The sequence below is a fragment of the Streptomyces sp. SP17BM10 genome (genome assembly GCF_036322405.1).
Classification (GTDB): Bacteria; Actinomycetota; Actinomycetes; order Streptomycetales; family Streptomycetaceae; genus Kitasatospora.
In genome coordinates this window covers 61,446-77,186 of the sequence record NZ_JAQYXB010000451.1, presented here as the reverse complement: position 1 = coordinate 77,186, position 15,741 = coordinate 61,446, and the positions used below count along the sequence as shown (strand labels likewise).

Here is a 15,741-nt window from a genome sequence, read left to right as displayed (position 1 = left end):
GCGGACGGTCGCGGAGCCCGCCGGCAGCACGGCGGTGGCCCCCTTGACGGTGGGGGCGGGGCGGCGGGGGTGTTGGGGCCCGGGGGGGCTTGTCTGGTGGGTGGGTGTCGGGTCGGGCGGTCGGTGTTGCAGCACCGGGGGGTCGTGGGGGGTGGCGACGGCCGGCCTCCTTGAGCGCGGGTCGGAGCTCACGATGTCGAAGTGCGCCCGGCCTTCTCGGTGACGGGCTCGACGCCGCCCTCCGCCAGCCGGGCCACGGGGTTGTCACCTGCCGGTCGCCTCATCGAAACCTCAGCTTCCACGCGGCACGATCACCCGGTGCTGGAATACCGAACGCCCGTCCAGTCACCCACCGACCAGAGAAGGCCGCCCGTGGCCGATCACAGCCGCCGCCTCGCCGCCACCGTCAAGGCGGCGACCGCCGTGCTGCCGGCGGGCTCCGCGACCGTCCGCGTCCAGACCCCCTTGCCGCCGGTGTCCGTCGACCGGAGGGAGCTGGAGCAGGTGCTGGCCGCGATGGTCAGGTCCGCGTGGCGGCGCACCCTGCCGGGAGCGCGCGTGCTCGTGCAGGCGAGGGCCGTGGGCCCGGACCGGCTCCAGATCAGGGTGGCCGACCGGGGACCGAGCGTGGCCCTCGAAGCCCGGCCCTGGCTGCTCGCGAACCTCCGCGGCGCCGACGGCGGCGCCCTCTCGCACCGGCTCACCCTCGAGGACAACCCCGGCGGCGGACTCGTCCACGTCCTCACCCTCCCGGTCGCTCCCGGGCAGTTCAGCGCGGCGGTACCGCAGAGGTCGCGATCGCGCCGGTGAGGATGAGCAGCGCGGCGGCGACGAACACGGTCCCCCACCACGGAGGCCATGACCGGGTACCGCCAGCCGTCCACCCCGCCGGCCTCCCGGGCCCGCTGCGGGTGCCCCGGCGGGTAGCAGACGATCACCTGGCCGCCCGGCGCCCCGGAACGGCCCAGGGAGACCTGCACCCGGTGGGCCCCGCCCTCCGGGGCCTGCAGGCGCACGACGCCCTTCCACCGGGGTGCCTAACCTGCCCGGCCCGGCTCGGCCGCGTGCGGCCGAGCCCGTATCAGTCGACCGACAGGGACGGGAAGACCCGTAGCGTCCGGACGTCCTCGGTCGTGATCAGGGGCAGGCAGGAGAGCAGGCCGATCCCGGCGATCGTCCACAGCGTCGGGCGCGTGCCGAGGACGGACCCGAGGTAGCCGCCCGCCAGCGCCCCGACCGGGCGGGTGCCCCAGATGGCGAACCGGACGGAGGCGTTCATCCGGCCCTGCAGGCCGGTGGGTGTGATGGCCTGGCGGAGGCTCACCTGGCTGATGTTGTAGACGGTGATGCCGCAGGCCATGATGCCGGTCGCGGCGCCAAGCGTGGGCACGGCGCGGGCCGGCGCCGCCGTCGCGAGGACGAGCACGGCGATCCCGGACATCGACTTGGCCGCGATCAGGACGGGGCCCAGCCCGACCAGCCGGATGAGCCGGCTGCTGAGCGCGGCCCCCAGCAGCGCGCCGCAGTTGCCCACGCTCAGGGCCAGCCCCAGCTGCCCCGGCGAGAGCCCGAGGTCGCGCAGGGCGTACGCGGTCAGGACGGCCCCCAGGGCGCCGCCCAGTCCGACGAGGTTGCTGATGCCCGTCGCCAGCGCCAGGGACCGCAGGGTCCGGTGGCGGAAGACGAACCGCAGCCCCTCGGCGATCTGGCTGCGCATCGTGGGCCTGGCGCCGGCCCCGGGCGGCGGCGCCTGCGTCCGGGGGGTCCGGATGAGGCAGAGCAGCAGCGCGGACACCAGGTAGCTCACGGCGTTGACCACGAGGACCAGCGGCGCGGTCACCACCTGCAGCAGCAGGCCACCGATGCTGGGCCCGGCCAACTCCGCCGTCGAGCGCGAGAATTCGAGCCGGCTGTTGCCGTCGGGGGTCTGCTCCCGCGTCACGACCGTCGGCAGGAACGCCTGGTCGGCGATGTCGAAGAACACCGTGCACAGCCCGATGGCGAACCCCACCGCGCAGAGCAGCGGCACGCTCAGCACCCCCGCGAGGTACCCGACCGGCAGCGCGACGATCGCCGCGGCCCGGCCGACGTCCGCCACGACCATCACCCGCCGGCGGTCCCAGCGGTCGAGCAGCGCGCCCGCCGGCAGGCCGACCAGCAGGAACGGCAGGGTCTCCATCGCCGAGACGAGCCCGAGCTGACCGGTCGACGCGGAGAGCGTCGTCAGCGCGAGCACGGGGATGACGAAGAACGTGATCCGCGTCCCGAACTCGCTGACGGTGTGAGCCGACCACAGGACCTGGAAGTTGCGCTGCCGCCACACGCTGACCGGCCGGGCGGCCGGAACCACCAGACCGAGACCGGAGCCGACACCCACCATGTCCACGGTCCCTCGCTCCCGGTCGGTGATCGGCTCCCCCGCGCGGCAATGCTCCGGAGACTAACAACGGCACCGCCGCGACCACCGGCACCGAACCGCGGGGATCGGCCGGGTGCGGCCGTACGGGCGAAGGCCCCGCGTTCGCCGCCGCGCAGCCGCCCGACCCGTTCCCTCGCCCAGCGCTCCCGGGCCCGGCTACCATGATCCGCGACAGGGGGAGGGGCGGACGTGGAACCGACGACACGCAAGCGCTTGCTGGCCGTGGTGGGGCTGATCGCGATCGGGGCGGGGGGCTCCTACACGTGGTGGGACCAGTTCTCCCATCACCGGCTCCCGTACACGCGACGCGATGCTTCGGTCCTCGGCTGGATGAACGGCGGCAACGGCATCAACGCATGGAACCCGACCGTCCAGAAGGACGACCGCACGATCACCGTGGACGTCGGCTGGGGCGGCTGCGACTACGAGCCCGACCTCGTGGCACGGGAGACGGCGGACCACGTCACGCTGCTGTTGAGCCGCAGGGACGCCGAGGGCCCGAACGTCGGATGCGAGGACGGCGGCTACGCGCAGGTCAGGACGGTGCTGCACCAACCGCTCGGCACACGGCCGTTGACCGATGCCGTCACCGGCAAACCCGTCCCGATCGTCCACACCCAGCAGCAGCCCCCGACGCCCTGACGTCCGCCGCCGTACCCCGCCCCCGCCAGTGGCAGGGGCACCTACTCCGGCGTCGCCCAGGGCAACCCGCCCGGCCCACCGCCATCAAGCGGTACTGACCCGGACGGCCTCGCGGGAACCTCCGGGGACGTCCCCGCGAGGTCGCGGACGGCGATGCACACCGCGCGCCCGCACCGTTCCGCCGATCCTTCCGTTGCGAACCATGCCCCGCCCCGGTGAAGATGGGCGTTCGCAGCGACATCCGACGCTGCGTCAGATGACGACGGGGGAACGGTCGTGCGGCCAGGCAGTGATTCGGATCGGCCGGGCTTCGAGCTGCTCGGCGACCTCCGCGTGCGGCGCGCCGGTGCGGACGTCGTCCTGGGCGGCCCGCGGCAGCGGTCCGTGCTGGCCGCCCTCCTGCTGCGGCCGAACGCGGTCGTCCCGGTGGAGGAACTGGTCGCCGGCCTGTGGGGCGAACGGCCGTCCGGTGCGCCGGACGTCACCCTGCGGACGTACGTGTGGCGGTTGCGGAACCTGCTGGAGCCCGTGCGCGACTCGCCGAGGGTGCTGCTCTCCCAGTCGGGCGGGTACCGCCTGGCGGTCGAAGCGGACTCGGTGGACCTGGGGCGGGTCGGACGCCTCCGGGAACGGGCCGCGAAGTGCTGCGCCGAGCGGCCCGCGGAGGCCCGGGACCTGCTGACGGAGGCGCTGGCCCAGTGGCGCGGCGAGCCGCTCACCGGCCTGCCCGGGCCGCTCATGCACCGCGAGCGCGAACGGCTGGCGCACCTGCGTCTCGCCCTCCGCGAGGAGCGGCTCGCCCTCGACGTGGCACTCGACGGCCCCGCCGGCTACCTGCCGGAGCTGGAGGCGCTGGCCGCCGACCACCCGTTCCGCGAGCGCCTGCACGGACTGCTCATCCGCGCGCTGCTACGCCAGGGCCGGACGTCCGAGGCGCGCGCGGTCTACGACGCCCTCCGGATCCGACTCGTGGAGCACCTGGGACTCGAACCGGGGCCCGAGCTCTCGGCCCTGTGCCACGAGCTCGACGTGGGATCCCCCGCCGGACCGACGGCCGCGGCGGCACCCGGCCGATCCGCTCGGCTGGACCGACTCCCGCCACCCCCGGATCGGTTCACCGGTCGCCAGGAGCACCTCACGCGGATCGGGCAGGCTCTGACCGAACGCACCGGCCCCGGCCTGCGGCTGGTCACCGTCACCGGCATGGGCGGCGTCGGAAAGACCGCCCTCGCGGTGCGGGCCGCCCACACCGTGTGCCCCTCCTTCCCGGACGGACGGCTGTACGCGGACCTGCGCGGCGCCGACCTCGTACCCGCGAGCCCGTCCGACATCCTCGCGGACTTCCTCACCGCGCTGGGGGTCCGGGAGGCGGCCGTCCCCAACGACCTCGCCGGCCGGTCCGCCCTCTTCCGAACGGCCACCGCCGGGCGACGGGTGCTCGTCGTCCTCGACAACGCACGTGACGACTCGCAGATCCAGCCCCTGCTGCCGGGCTCGCCGGAGTGCGCGGTCGTCGTCACCAGCCGTGCGGCGCTCAACAGCGTGCCGTCGGTGCTGCACGTCGCGCTGGACGTGTTCAGCGAGCGCGAGGCCCTCGGCCTGCTCGACGCGGTCATCGGCAGGGACCGCCGGTCCGCGCAGAGCGTCCAGGCCGGGATGCTCGTCGAGGCCTGCGGCCGGCTCCCCCTGGCCGTGCGGATCGCGGCGGCCCGGCTCGCCGCCGATCCGGACCGCCCGATCGCCGACCTCGTGCGGCACCTGGCCGACGACGGCCTCGGTGCGCTCCGCACCGGCGACGTCGAGATCGAGCAGGTGTTCGCGGTCGGGTACCGGCTGCTTCCGCCACCCCTGGCAACGGCGTTCCGGATGCTCTCCTGGGTGGAACCCGACATCGGCCTCGCGGCGGCGGCCGTGGTCCTCGGCCTGACCGAGGACCACGCGGAACGCCTCGCCGAAGCGCTCGTCGACCAGGCCCTGGTGGAGTCCGTCGGCGCCGGCCGCTACCGCTACCACGACCTCGTGCGCGCCTTCGCCCGCCGGGCGTCCCTCCGAACCGGCGAGCACGAACGGGCCGCCGCCCACGAGCGGCTGCTGACGCTCCTGCTCGGCTGCGCCCGGACGGCCTTCGCCCTGGCCGTCCCCGGAGACCCGGTCGCCGACGTCTTCAGCGCGCCGCCCCTGCGACCGTCCGCTGCTCCCGGCTTCGCCGACCCGGCGGACGCCCGCCGCTGGGCGCGGGCCGAGATCCCCGGCGCGGTGGCGCTCGCGGCCGCCGTCGCGACGGTGCCCGCGCTCACGGCGGCCGCCCTGCGCGCGGCCGTCGACCTGCTCATCGCCCTCACCCCGCTCGGCCTCGGCGCCCTGGGCGGCCGGGCCGAGGAGGCCGCCCGCCTGCTCGTCACCGCGGCGCTCGCGTGCGGCGACCGTACGGCGGAGGGACGGTCACGTTTCCTCCTGGGCACGATCCTGCTGGGCCGGGCCCGGCTCGACGAGGCCGACGCCCAGGCCCGGCTGGCCGCCCGGGCCTGCCGGGAGGCGGGCGACCGGGCCGTCCTCCGACAGGCCCTCAACGACCAGGGCCTCATCGCCCAGGCCGAGGGCCGCCACGAGGAGGCGATCGCCGCCTTCGACGAGGCCGCGGCGATCGCCCGCCAACTCGGCCATCACTCCGGCGAGGTGGCGAGCAGCGCGAACGCGGCCCTCTCCCGGATCCGCAGCGGTGACGCCGCCGGAGCGGCCTCCGCCTGCCGCCGCATCCTGGCCACACCGGGTGCGGCGGCCGACACCGCGATGACCGCCTACGTGCACTACGTTCTCGGTCTCGCCTATCAGGAGTCAGCCCGACTCGACGACGCCGCGGCACACCTGCGCGCGTGCGTCGACGGCGCGAGCCTCACCGGCGACCTCGACCGCGAGTCGGCGGCCCGAAGCCGCCTGGCCGAGGTCCTGCGCCTCCTCGGACGGGCCGACGAGGCCGTCCACCAGGCCCAACGGGCCCTGGACCTCGCGCACGAAGGCGGGCGACAACGCGAACGCGCCCTCGCCCACCTCGTCCTGGCCCACGCACTGACCGCCCACGGCGACCACGACGCCGCCCGCGACCACGAGGCGAGCGCCCGCCTGCTGCTCGGCCGCCTGGGCCCTCGGGCAACGGCCGACGCGGAACCACTGCTCACGGCTCTGGCGACCGCCGGCGAAACCCTCACGGCCCGGTGGCAGGAGTGAGCCCGGTCCCGTTCCACGTGAGGTGGCCGCCCGCCTCGCACCGCACATCGGCCGACCCACCACAGGCCGTCGCGGGCGAAGCCGGCCGCACGGGATCCCCCACGCCGAGGGAGAGGACCCCCGACGTCGACAGTGCAACAGCCGCACAGGCAACAGCCGCGCGGACAAAGGTCGTTCCGAACACCGAAGACGCTCCTTGCTCAGGCATGACAGGGCGCCCGAACACTCGCAGGAGGCGGTATACAACGTGTCAACGCCTCGACCGCACAGGGAAATCAGGTGACCGGACCTGCCGTCGTCCCCGAGAATGACACATGCTGACCGGCCACTGGCCCCTCCTGGGTCTGCGCCTGAACACACCCCGCCTGGAACTCCGACTGCCCGACGACAACGAGTTGGCGGACCTGGCCGCCCTCGCGGCAGCGGGCGTCCACGAGCCGGACCGCATGCCCTTCCTGGTGCCGTGGACCGACCTTCCCCCTGCCGAACGGGCACGCTCGGTGGTGCAACACCACTGGCTGCGGCTGGGGAACTGGTCCCAGGACGACTGGGCCCTGAACCTGGCGGAAACGACGGCGCTCACCACTGGTCGGCCTCATAGCCTCCACGAGGGACGTCCAGCCGCTGCGGGCTCACCGCCGGGGGTGTCACTTCCGCACGCGAGTCCACGCCGACGGTCATATAGGCGCCGGTCCACCGCAGCACGGGTGCAGTGGGCCGGCGCCGGTTCGGGGCCGGTCAGGGCTCCCTGCGGCCGGCTGCGAGGCGGGTGTAGGTTTCCCGGAGCCTGGCGAGTCGTGAGTCGGACGGGTTGTCCAGGTGGGCGATCACGGCCTGGTGGGCTCGGTCCAGGTCGCCGTCGAGGAGTTCGCTGATGGCCACGAGGCGGCTGGCGGGCAGGTTGTGACCCTTGATCAGGAGCTTCAGGACGCCGTCGAGGCCCTCGCGGGACATGAGGTCCCGCAGGGCGTCGACCGCGGGGGCCACCCACAGGGCGCGCAGTGCGTACTCGCCGCGGTCGGCGAAGGTGGGGGCGAGGGAGGCGAGGAGCTCGGCCGGGTAGGCCTCGACCGCTTCGGTGAAGGCGGGGTGGTCCTTCGCGAACTCGTCCCAGTCGACCTCGAGTTCGCCGATGCTGTCCGGCAGCACCGGCCACCAGGCCCAGCTTTCCTCGGAGTGCAGGAAGACGTCGCGCAGCAGCTCGTACGGGACCTGTGCGGTGCGGGCGAGCAGCACCGCGTCGTGGAGGTCCTTGCCCTGCGGGTGGTTGTCCGAGACAAGCCAGAGGATCTTCCAGGCCAGCGAGAGCTGGGGTGTCGCGGCCACCAACGTGCCGTCGACGCCAGGGAGTTCCACGCGCTGCGGCTCGGCCGGCAGGTGCTCGGTGAAGACGAAGTCCAGTTGGACGGTGCCCTCGGGCACGCCCGGCGCCGTCCACGGCAGGACCAGGCGGCGGCCCGGCACACGGCTGTACGTCCAGATCTCGTCGGCGAGCGCCCGGTCCGCGTGCAGGCGCACACCGCACGCACCCGCACCCGATGCGGACAACTCGTCGGCGGAGGCGGCGAGTTCGTCGAGCATGCGGCCCGTCCGCTCGTCCTCCAGCTGCCACTCCACCGGCCGCACCACGAAGTCGAGGTCCCCCGGCTCACGCGCCTCCTCGCCGTACCAGGCGCGCAGCAGCACGCTGCCGCGCAGCACGAGGTGCTCGGCCCACTCGGAACGGGCGATGGCGGACAGCACCGTGTTCAGCGCCTCCCGCCGGGCCGCCAGCCAGCGCGCGGCCACCTCCGGGTCGGCGAAGGCGGGCTCGCTCGGGCGCAGCGCGCGGGCGTAGCCGGCCAGGGCGGGGTCGAAGACGGGCTGCTGGGTGACGGCCTCGTCGTCGATCGGCCGTATGCTCCTGGGCAGGTCCTGCTCGGCGCGGACCTCCTCGGAGGGCGGCCGCTTGGGCAGCACCACGTCCTCCCAGGGCCCGTACGGGAGTTCCTCCCACGTCGCGGCACGGTCCTCGGTCATCCTGCTGCTCCTTCCACGTGCCGCGGGGCGAACCGGCGCCCGGCGGCCTGTCCTTCGGTGCCCCCGTCCTCGGTGCACCGGCCTTCGGTGATCCAGCCGCGGTCCAGTGCCTCATCGCTGTCCACGGCGACGAACTCCCGTTCCACCGAGACGACCTCGCGGCCGTCGACCGCCAGCTCGCCGAGCAGCGCGTCCAGCCGCCGGCCGGCCGTGGTCAGCCCCACCAGGCGGCAGCGCTGCGTGACGAACTGCTCCCGCCGCCCGTCCGCGCGCGCCCGGCGGGCGTTGCGCGAGAGGTGCGCGCCGTGCCGCACCGCGAGCGCGGCCAGCCGGACGGTGTCCTCGCCGGGGGCGAGCAGCAGCTTGACGTGGTGCTCGAAGTACCGCCGCGGCCCGTGCCGGGCCGCCTCGCCGTCCGTCGCGGGGACGCCGTCCGCCCAGGGCGTGGCCTCGACCTTCGCCCGCAGGACGGCGAAGCCCGCGTCCGTCAGGCGCCGCGCCGTGCGGGCGGCCGCGGCGGCGACCTCGTCGAGCGTGCCGGACGCCCGGAGGTTGAGCATCGGCTGCGACACGGCGCCGCCGCGGGCGAGCAGGATGTGCGTGTACGTCAGGCCGTTGGCCGCGGCCCACTCGGCGAGCGCGTCGACGGCGCCGGGCTCCACGGTGAGGTGCACCTCGAACTCCCCGCTCAGCGCGGGTGGAGGCAGGGGTCGGGCGAGGCCCAGGTCAGGGTGGGTGTCGAGCATGGGAGCATCCTGGCAGGCCACTGTGACAACCCGCCGCCGGGGCCCTCGGAGCGAGGCGCGGAGGCGGTTCGACCCCCAACGGGCCTGCCCCACAAGCGAGCCGCGGGCGGCGGCGCGACGTGCCGTCCGCGCGAAACCGGTTACCGATCGGTAGAGCCGCGCCGCCCGGCACCACTAGGGTGGCCGACGTCGCAACGGTGCGGCAGGGGAAGAAGGACGACGATGGTGCGGTTGGTGGACGGCCCGACGGTAGAACTGGACGTGTACGTCGCGGCGCCGTGCGCGAAGGTCTGGGTCCTGGTCAGCGACATCACCGTGCCGACCCGGTTCGGCGGGGAGCTGTACGAGGCCGAGTGGCTCGACGGCGCCACCGGGCCGGCCGTCGGCGCGACCTTCGTCGGCCGCAACCGCAACGAGCTCCTCGGCCGGTGGGAGACCGTCTCCCGGATCGCCGACCACCGCCCGGAGCGGGCGTTCGGCTGGGACGTCCGCGGCTTCAAGGGCGGCTTCGACCGGCCGGTGGCCCGTTGGCGGCTCGACCTCCAGCCCGAGGGCGACGGCACCCGGCTCCGGCACTCCGTCACCCTCGGCGCGGGCAGCTCCTACCTGAGCCGGGCCATCGCCGCCGAGCCCGGGCGCGAGGAGGAGATCATGACGCTCAGGCTGGGCATGTTGCGGCAGGGAATGCGGACGACGCTCGACGGGATCAGACGCCTCGCGGAGGCGTGAGCGCCGACCGAGGCGGGGGCCCGGACGCCCGGGGTCACAGGTACACCGGGTGCGGCCGTCCGGAGCCGGCGACGTTGTGGCGCTCCCCGTGGCTGGCGCGGGCGAAGGCGGAGACCAGACGGCCGTCGACCGCGCCCAGGGCCACGTCGTGACGGGGAGCCGGCCCGTCCACCACGCCGTGGAGGTGGGGGCTGGCCACGTACTCCTGGACGAGCCACCCCTCCGCGCCCGCGAGGCCGACGGCCGCCTCCCAGGCGGACCCGTCGACGCTCTCCCGGCCGATCACCACGCCGTGGCCGCGGGTGTCCAACGGCCGCTTGAGGACGTAGCGTTCGCGGTCCCGGACGACGGCGCGGAGGGTCGCCGCGTCGCAGTGCGCGAGGTTGCGCGACCACGGGACGGCGGGGCGGACGATCCGGTAGTCGGCGGGATCGAAGAGGTGGGCGAAGCGCGGGTCGGAGAGCACCGCGAGGCACAGCTTGTTGTCGCCGATCAGGCGTCCGCGCAGCCCGTTCTGCACGAACAGACCGCCCTCGCGCACGGCTTCGAGGTACGGCGCCGCGTCGTCGCCCATCCGAAGCAGGTCCTGGATGCCGACCTTCGCGAACGCGTGCCGCACCGGCTCCCCGTGCAGGGTGACGCCGTGGTGCCCGTCGGCCACGAGTTCGCGCGGGTCCGCGTGCAGGACGCGGACACCGAGGGCCGTCAGGGCGGTGTCGTAGTCCCGGGTGTCGGCGCGGTAGCTGCCGTCCGGGCAGAGCAGGGCGACGGTCCCGGGACGGGTGCCGGTGTACTGCTCTGCGGTGCGCAGCAACCAACTCCCAGGCCAGAGAGGGTCGTCGGCGGGCAGCGGCGGCGGCAGGCTGATGCCGTGCCGGGCCAGCAGCGGCCGCCAGGCCGCGCGGCCCCGGCCGGCGCCGGGCAGACCTCCGGGGCAGTTGGCGTTGGTCTCCAACACCCGCAGCGTGCCGTCGGGTTGGGGCAACAGGTCGATCCGCAGCAGATGCACGCGCGTGTCGCGGGCGGCGGCCACGTGCTCGCGCAGGAACCGGGGGAGCGTCAGGACCTCGCGCAGTTCGCGGTCGTGGTCCCAGGCTGCCACGACCGTCTCGATCACCCGGTGGTAGGCGGCGACGAACGCGTCCAGTTCCCGGCGCAGGTGCGCGCGCAACCGCAGCGGCAGCCCCTGCGCCTGCGGCTGCGCGCGCACGATCTCGAAGACCTGGGACTCGGCCAGCTCGCGGCCCTCGGACTTCCCCGCGATCGCGACGACCTCGCGGGTGAACTCCTCGTCGAGTCCGGGCCACGTGTACCCGGGGGCATCCGTCTCCTCCTGATCCGGCACGAAGGGAAGCGGCGGCATCACGGTGGTCGCGCCGGTCGACCCGGTGGCGACGACCTGCTCGACGTCGGGTCGGCCGGGGCCGGGAATCGGGTGCATGGGCAGGGGTCCTTCCGGGCGGGGTCGGCGGCGTGCGGCGACACTCGGGCAGCGCCGGAGGCCCCGGCCGGGTGGGCACGCACGTGATCCCGGAGTATCCAGCTCCCCGCGAGTGACGCGACGGACCGCACCGCCCGTTTCGCCGGATCGGGTGAGGCGGCCGAACACGCGCGGGATTCGCGGTGACCGGAACGGCCCCGCCCGCCCCGGCCCTCGCTTCACCCGGTGTCGCCGGGCTCCGCCGGAGTCCGCTCCCCGATGCTCAGCCGGATCCGCGCCAGCGGCCCGTTCTCGTCCCTGGCCCGCACCTCCGCCGTGAACAATCCGGCCAGCACCTCCAGCATCGTGTCCACGTCCCCGGGGACGCCGTACAGCTCGGCCGTCACCGCGCCGTCGAGCCTCGGCGGAACCCCGGGCTCGCGGGGCCCCGCGACGTCGAACGCCTGCGAGATGACCTCCGCGGGACCCTCCGAAGGCGTCATCCAGGCCCCGTGCGCGGGCCGCGCGATCGCCCACGCGCCCTCCGCCGTCAGGCTCGGCGGGTCCTCCCACGCATTGCCGATGCGGCTCCGGCCCCGGCCCGTACGGTTGGGCAGACAGCGCTCGAGACCGTTCAGGACCGTGTCGGCCCGTTCCCCCGGCCCGTCCTGGAGCCGGACGAGAACGTGGCCCGGAGGCAGTGGCAGACCCATCTCAACGCCCTCCCTCACGCAACGGGGCCGATTGCCCCGTCCTCGCGCCCCGCCTCGTGCGACGGCCCGCGAGGACGCGGGCGGACACCAGGACGACCGCCGACACAGAGACGAGGCTGAAGAGCGCGAGGTCGACGGCCGTATGGGTGTACGTGCTCGCGCGCAGGAAGACGAACGACAGCGCCACCGACACGATCAGCGTCGTCCTGGGCACGCGCCCGGCCGCGCGGACCACCCGCCCGAACCGCTGCGGCGTCCGGGTCCTCATCGTGCTCAGCTCACGGTCCAGCCGCGCGTCCGCCGCCCGCAGGCCCGTCTCGATCTCCGCGAGCATCCGCCGCTCCCACGGCGAGAGCGCGCGCCCGTCCATCGCCGCCTCCTCCCGGTCACCCCGGACGACGGGTGACAACCAGCGGCTTCCCCGCTGCGCCGTCCTCTAACGCGCCCGCCGGGGCCCGGAGTCGGAGCGACGACGGGCTCCGGGAACCGCACCTCGACTCCCGCCGCGCCGATCGCGGCGCTCACGGTGGCCGCGGCGGTGTGGATACCGGGGCTACTTGCCTGCGGACGTCATCGAGGTGACGGCCTCCGCCGTGGTGGCCCGGTAGATGCCCATGTGGGGGTTCAGGACGCGCACGCCGTCGGGGAGCGGGAAGTTCTGGGTGTTCGCGAGGGGCATGCCCTCGCCGTCGGCCAGGACGTTGAGCTCGTTGATGCCCTGGGCGGTGCCGGTGGTGGCGCCGCTCGGGTCGAGGTCGATGACGGCGTAGGCGTCCTTGCCGGCCGGGACCGGGAAGCGCTCGGTGCCGCTGGCGAGCACCGGCTTGATGTTCTTGCTCCGGTCACGGGCGGCGGAGTCGCCCAGGTCGACTCCCGGCACCGAGCTCAGGGTGCAGGCGCTCGCACCCGTGTTGCGGACGTCGATGACCCACTGGTTGGGCGCCCCGGCCCGTGCCGTCACGTGGATCGAGAGGTTCTGGATGTCGCACGGGCTGCCGGCGGCGGTTCCGCCCGTGGGAGGCATGTGCGTGGCGGGGCGCGACGCCGCTGCCGTCGGCGGCGTGACGGCGCCCTTGGTGGGCGCCGCAGTGGGCGCCGCAGTGGGCGCAGCGGTGGCCGTCGGGCCGGCGACCGGGTCGGCGTTCTCGGGCCCGCAGGCGGTCAGTGCGAGTCCCGCCCCGACGACGAGGACGGCGGGAACGAGCAGCGGGCGGCGGTTGCGGACGGACATCGTGGCTCCCCGAATGCGGTTCGTACTGACTGCGTGGACACCTCAGGAGACGGTCGTACGACGGCATTCGGTGGCAGCCGTGGCGTCACAATCGTCAGGACATGACAGGGACGCGACTGTGACATCGGGTCAGGTGCGGCGGGGTTGACAGGATCGGACCCTGGTGGCGTCCACCGCCCTCCCGGGATACTGGCCGCCATGGATGAGGTCGAGGTCGTCGTCGCCCACTCCGAGCGCGCGACCCTGCGCGTCGGCGACGTGTTCCTGAAGGTGGACGCCGACCGGGCGCGCATGGAGCTCGAGGTGGCGGCGATGGCCCTGGCGCCGGTCCCGACGCCGGAAGTCCTGTGGCACAGAGCGCCGGTGCTCGCGCTCGCCGCCCTGCCGGGCCGGGCGGTGGGCCGCCTCGGTCGGCCGTCGACCGCCTCGCCGGCGGCGTGGGCCGCGGCGGGCGCCGCCGTCCGGAGGCTGCACGACGCACCGCTGCCGCCCTGGTCCGGCCGGGGGCCGGACGAGTTGGCGGCGGACCTCGACCGCGAGTGCGCGTGGCTCGTGGCGAACGCCGCCCTGCCCGCCGAGTTGGTCACCCGCAACCGCGAGGTCGCCGAGGCCGCGCTGCGGCCGTGGACCCCGGTCTTCAGATCCGCGCGCCGGACGACCACGTCGCCCCCAGCGCCGATACGGTGCCGAAACGGTGCACAGACGCTGCGAGTGGCCGTGATCACCCGACCGGCCGCACCGTTGCCGGGTGACCATCTGCACGCAGCAGCGTCCTGGAGCGCAGCCCCTCCCCGCGGTCGACGACGTGGCGTCCGAGGAGTTGCGCCGGCTCGTCGCGGCCGTGGCGGGCGGGAGCGAGGAGGCCTTCGCCCGGCTGTACGACGCCGTCGCCGGGCCGGTCCACGGCACCGCGATCCGGACGCTGCGCAATCCGGCGCTCGCCGAGGAGGTGGCGCAGGAGGTGCTGCTGGAGGTGTGGCGCGGGGCCGGCGGGTACCGGGCGGAGCGGGGGACGGTCATGGCGTGGGTGATCACGATCGCCCACCGCCGCGCCGTGGACCGGGTCCGGTCGGTGCAGGCCGCGTCCGACCGCGAGAGGCGCCTCGCGTCGCTCGAACCGACCGTCTGCGAATCGGTCGCCGAACAGGTGGAACGCGGGCTGGACGTGGAACGGGTGCGCGCGGCGCTCGCGGGACTGAGCGGGGCGCAGCGCGAGTCGCTGGTGCTGGCGTACTACGGCGGGTACTCGCAGCGCGAGATCGCGCAGATCCTCCGGGTGCCGCTGGGCACGGTGAAGACGCGCGTGCGGGACGGGCTCGTCCGGCTGCGGGCGTCGTTCGCCGCCGGTCCCGCGGTCGGCCCCGGATGAGCACCGGCACCGGCTCACCGGCCGTGCCGGACGACAATGGGTACGCCGCCGGTGACGTTCCGGGGCTTCGGACCCCGCCGTACCCGGAGGACCTGATGGCCGAGCCGCCCGTGCCCGATGCGGGGATGCCCACCGGGAGCGTGGCGCGGCGCCTGGGCGTGTCCCCGACGACGGTCCGTTCGTGGGAGCGCCGCTACGGCATCGGCCCGTCGGAGCGGGAGCCGGGGCACCACCGCCGCTGGAGCGCGCGGGACATCGCCGTGCTGGAGGCCATGTGCCGGCTGACGGCCCGCGGCGTGCCGCCGGGCGAGGCGGCGCGGGTGGTCCTCGCGGCGGCCCGCGAGGAGGCCGTGCGGCCGGAGGAGACGGCGGCGCGCCCCGGGGGCAGCCGTGCGCTGCGCGTCGGGCCGGTGCGCCCCGAGTGCCGGGGCCTGGCCAGGGCGGCCGTGCGGCTGGACGCGCCGGAGGTGGCCCGGATCCTGCGGGACGCCGTCGACACGCTTGGGGTCGTCGACGCGTGGACGGAGGTGATGATGCCCGCACTGCGCGCCGCCGGCCGCAAGTGGGCCGCCGAGGGCGAGCAGTACGTCGAGGTCGAGCACCTGTTGTCCTGGCACGTCGCCTCGGTACTGCGCCACGCCGCCGTGCAGCCCGCGGCCGTCCGGGCGGTGCAGCCGGTCGTGCTGGCGGCGATGCCCTCCGAACGGCACACGCTGCCGCTGGACGCCGTCGCGGCCGGGCTGACCGCGCGTGCGCTGCCGTTCCGGATGCTGGGATCGACCGTCCCGCCGCGGGCGCTGCTCGACGCGGTGCAGCGGATCGGCCCGGGTGCGGTGATGCTCTGGTCGCAGGACCGGCGGACGGCCGACCGGGAGCTCGTGCGGCAGGTGACGGACAGCGCGTGGGGGCCGCGCGGCTCCCGCGGCCGGGCCGTCGTGCTGGTCGCCGGTCCCGGCTGGGACCGCTCCCGGTTGCCGGCCCGCACCGCGAGCCCCCGCACCCTGGCGGGCGCGCTCGACCTGCTGGAAGCGGCCGTCACGCCGTAACGGGGCCGTCGTCCCGCAACCGCGTCGACGAGCGACGTGGAATCGGCGTCGAACGGCGTCGAGCGCGGCGAATCGGCGGCGCCGAAACCCAATCCGCCGTACGGACGGCTCCGAAGGCCCGGTGCAGACAGCACTCCGGGCCGCACCCGCGGCCCCGACGAACCGAGGGGCCCACGTGACGA

13 protein-coding genes and 1 pseudogene are annotated in these 15,741 nt (G+C 75.0%); 7 read left to right on the top strand and 7 right to left on the bottom strand.

Annotation, left to right across the window (positions count from 1 at the left end; genetic code table 11):
• Positions 1-372: 372 nt before the first annotated feature.
• Entirely contained in the window at positions 373-810 is a 438-nt protein-coding gene (locus tag PUR71_RS05870; protein ID WP_329925248.1) for a hypothetical protein, read from the top strand.
• A 271-nt stretch (positions 811-1,081) separates the two neighbouring features.
• Here the strand turns inward: PUR71_RS05870 and PUR71_RS05865 are convergent, their stop codons facing one another.
• Entirely contained in the window at positions 1,082-2,380 is a 1,299-nt protein-coding gene (locus tag PUR71_RS05865) for an MFS transporter (protein ID WP_329925253.1), read from the bottom strand.
• A 228-nt stretch (positions 2,381-2,608) separates the two neighbouring features.
• On the opposite strand from PUR71_RS05865, the gene PUR71_RS05860 reads away from it, so the two are divergent.
• Positions 2,609-3,061 carry a hypothetical protein gene (locus tag PUR71_RS05860; RefSeq protein ID WP_329925247.1) on the top strand — a complete coding sequence of 151 codons (453 nt, stop codon included), beginning with the start codon at positions 2,609-2,611 and terminating at the stop codon, positions 3,059-3,061.
• Between the two features lie 276 nt (positions 3,062-3,337).
• On the top strand, positions 3,338-6,286 hold the full coding sequence (locus tag PUR71_RS05855; protein ID WP_329925246.1) for an AfsR/SARP family transcriptional regulator: 2,949 nt from the start codon (positions 3,338-3,340) through the stop codon (positions 6,284-6,286).
• Between the two features lie 738 nt (positions 6,287-7,024).
• On the opposite strand, the gene PUR71_RS05850 is transcribed toward PUR71_RS05855, so the two are convergent.
• Both PUR71_RS05850 and PUR71_RS05845 read right to left on the bottom strand, forming a co-directional pair.
• A complete protein-coding gene (locus tag PUR71_RS05850; protein WP_329925245.1) occupies positions 7,025-8,305 on the bottom strand; it encodes a nucleotidyl transferase AbiEii/AbiGii toxin family protein in 1,281 nt (426 codons plus the stop codon).
• A complete protein-coding gene (locus tag PUR71_RS05845; protein WP_329925244.1) occupies positions 8,302-9,051 on the bottom strand; it encodes a hypothetical protein in 750 nt (249 codons plus the stop codon). The genes PUR71_RS05850 and PUR71_RS05845 overlap by 4 nt, the downstream gene beginning before the upstream one ends.
• Positions 9,052-9,273: 222 nt before the next feature.
• Here PUR71_RS05845 and PUR71_RS05840 point away from each other — a divergent pair, with 222 nt between their 5' ends.
• Positions 9,274-9,780, top strand: a complete 507-nt coding sequence (locus PUR71_RS05840) for an SRPBCC family protein (RefSeq protein ID WP_329925243.1) — start codon at positions 9,274-9,276, stop codon at positions 9,778-9,780.
• Between the two features lie 34 nt (positions 9,781-9,814).
• On the opposite strand, the gene PUR71_RS05835 is transcribed toward PUR71_RS05840, so the two are convergent.
• The 4 genes from PUR71_RS05835 to PUR71_RS05820 form a co-directional block, all read right to left on the bottom strand.
• On the bottom strand, positions 9,815-11,221 hold the full coding sequence (locus PUR71_RS05835; protein ID WP_329925242.1) for a hypothetical protein: 1,407 nt from the start codon (positions 11,219-11,221) through the stop codon (positions 9,815-9,817).
• Positions 11,222-11,439: 218 nt separating this feature from the next.
• The gene (locus tag PUR71_RS05830) at positions 11,440-11,703 is read right to left on the bottom strand and encodes a hypothetical protein (protein WP_329925241.1); all 264 of its coding nucleotides are present in this window, start codon (positions 11,701-11,703) and stop codon (positions 11,440-11,442) included.
• 211 nt (positions 11,704-11,914) lie between these two features.
• Positions 11,915-12,283, bottom strand: coding sequence for a DUF3040 domain-containing protein (locus PUR71_RS05825; protein ID WP_329925240.1), 369 nt, complete (start codon positions 12,281-12,283; stop codon positions 11,915-11,917).
• A 183-nt stretch (positions 12,284-12,466) separates the two neighbouring features.
• Complete coding sequence (locus PUR71_RS05820) at positions 12,467-13,144, bottom strand: DUF4232 domain-containing protein (RefSeq protein WP_329925239.1); 678 nt, start codon at positions 13,142-13,144, stop codon at positions 12,467-12,469.
• 198 nt (positions 13,145-13,342) lie between these two features.
• On the opposite strand from PUR71_RS05820, the pseudogene PUR71_RS05815 reads away from it, so the two are divergent.
• The 3 genes and pseudogenes from PUR71_RS05815 to PUR71_RS05805 form a co-directional block, all read left to right on the top strand.
• A pseudogene (locus PUR71_RS05815) lies at positions 13,343-13,783 on the top strand (aminoglycoside phosphotransferase family protein); the annotation flags it as partial.
• Positions 13,784-13,898: 115 nt separating this feature from the next.
• A complete protein-coding gene (locus tag PUR71_RS05810; protein WP_443077379.1) occupies positions 13,899-14,513 on the top strand; it encodes a sigma-70 family RNA polymerase sigma factor in 615 nt (204 codons plus the stop codon).
• Positions 14,510-15,559 (top strand): MerR family transcriptional regulator, encoded by a 1,050-nt coding sequence (locus PUR71_RS05805; RefSeq protein ID WP_329925251.1) that lies wholly within the window; start codon positions 14,510-14,512, stop codon positions 15,557-15,559. The genes PUR71_RS05810 and PUR71_RS05805 overlap by 4 nt, the downstream gene beginning before the upstream one ends.
• The last annotated feature ends 182 nt before the right edge of the window (positions 15,560-15,741 follow it).

Bases quoted from the DNA above. Each gene is read 5' to 3' on its own strand.
- PUR71_RS05805 (WP_329925251.1), top strand. From the start codon at position 14,510: ATGAGCACCGGCACCGGCTCACCGGCCGTGCCGGACGACAATGGGTAC.
- PUR71_RS05820 (WP_329925239.1), bottom strand. From the start codon at position 13,144: ATGTCCGTCCGCAACCGCCGCCCGCTGCTCGTTCCCGCCGTCCTCGTC.
- PUR71_RS05830 (WP_329925241.1), bottom strand. From the start codon at position 11,703: ATGACGCCTTCGGAGGGTCCCGCGGAGGTCATCTCGCAGGCGTTCGAC.
- PUR71_RS05850 (WP_329925245.1), bottom strand. From the start codon at position 8,305: ATGACCGAGGACCGTGCCGCGACGTGGGAGGAACTCCCGTACGGGCCC.
- PUR71_RS05825 (WP_329925240.1), bottom strand. From the start codon at position 12,283: ATGGACGGGCGCGCGCTCTCGCCGTGGGAGCGGCGGATGCTCGCGGAG.
- PUR71_RS05845 (WP_329925244.1), bottom strand. From the start codon at position 9,051: ATGCTCGACACCCACCCTGACCTGGGCCTCGCCCGACCCCTGCCTCCA.
- PUR71_RS05865 (WP_329925253.1), bottom strand. From the start codon at position 2,380: ATGGTGGGTGTCGGCTCCGGTCTCGGTCTGGTGGTTCCGGCCGCCCGG.
- PUR71_RS05840 (WP_329925243.1), top strand. From the start codon at position 9,274: ATGGTGCGGTTGGTGGACGGCCCGACGGTAGAACTGGACGTGTACGTC.
- PUR71_RS05835 (WP_329925242.1), bottom strand. From the start codon at position 11,221: ATGCACCCGATTCCCGGCCCCGGCCGACCCGACGTCGAGCAGGTCGTC.